The organism is Chloroflexota bacterium (genome assembly GCA_015478725.1).
Classification (GTDB): Bacteria; Chloroflexota; Limnocylindria; order Limnocylindrales; family CSP1-4; genus C-114.
On the sequence record JADMIG010000130.1, the window covers coordinates 1 to 1,270 of the forward strand.

At 64.6% G+C, this 1,270-nt stretch carries 1 pseudogene; it reads right to left on the reverse strand.

Annotated features, from left to right (window positions below):
- Positions 1–31: 31 nt before the first annotated feature.
- Positions 32–1,206, reverse strand: a pseudogene (locus IVW53_16090) (IS3 family transposase).
- Positions 1,207–1,270 lie beyond the last annotated feature (64 nt).

Here is a 1,270-nt window from a genome sequence, read left to right on the forward strand (position 1 = left end):
TGAGGTTGCCCCGATTGCGTAGACACTCGGGTTAGGCAGCCATCGGTTCATAATGACGACGCTCGAACTCAACCGGACAGAGATAACCGAGCGCCGAATGCCGGCGCTGGCGGTTGTAAAACAGCTCGATGTATTCGAACACCGCGCTGTGGGCCTCGGCTCGCGTGCGCCACTGGCAGCGGTACACCATTTCCAGTTTGAGGGTGGCAAAGAAGCTCTCGGCCACCGCATTGTCCCAGCAGTTGCCGCTGCGGCTCATGCTGCTTACGATTCCGTGCCGCTCCAGCAACCGCTGATATTCCCGGCTGGCGTATTGGCTGCCGCGGTCCGAGTGGTGCAGCAGCCCGCCGGCTGGCTGTCGCTCCGTCACCGCCATCTCCAGCGCCTCCAGGGCGACCGTTCGTTCCAGCCGGTCGCTCAGGGCCCAGCCGACTACCCGGCGCGAGAACAGATCCAGGATTACCGCCAGGTATAACCAACCCTCCAGGGTCCACAGATAGGTAATGTCGGTCACCCAGCCGGCGTTCGGCGTGAGCATGGCAAAGCGCCGCGCCAGCAGGTTCCCCTTGATTGCCATTCCGTGTCTGGAATCGGTGGTGCGGCGGAAGCGCCGCCGCTCACGAGCGCGCAAACTCGCCGCCCGCATCAGCCGCGCCACGCGCTTGCGCCCGGTCCGTTGGCCGCGCGCCCGCAACTCCGCATGCACCCGCGGGCTGCCGTAACAGCCGCGGCTCTCGGCGTAGATCGCGCCCACCTCGAGCGCGAGCCGCTGGTCCTCGGCCGTGTGGTTTGCCGCCGGCCTCCCGCACCAGGCGTAGTAACCCGAGCGCGAGACCTTGAGCACCCGGCACATCAGCGCTACCGGGTAGTTGGCCTTCTCCGTTGCGATAAAAGCGAATCTCACTCGCTCTCCTTGGCGAAGAAGGCCGTCGCTTTTTTTAAGATCTCACGCTCCATTCGCAGCCGTTGGTTCTCACGCCGCAGCTCCACCAACTCCTCGCGCTCGCTGCGCTTCAAGGCTCCTTCGGGCCCGCGCCCGGATTCGATCTCGGCCTGCCCAACCCACCGCCTTAATGCGCTCTCGCCGATGCCCAGCTCCAGCGCCATCTTCCCGATGCTCTTGCCGCTGCGCTGGAGCAGCCGCACCGTCTCGGCCTTGTACTCATCCGAAAACTTCCGCCGCTTCCGTTTCCCGTCCTTCTCCACCGTGCACTCCTTGCGCGCGTACTTTCGCGCTTTTCGGAGTGTCCATCAAACCGGGGCAAATCCA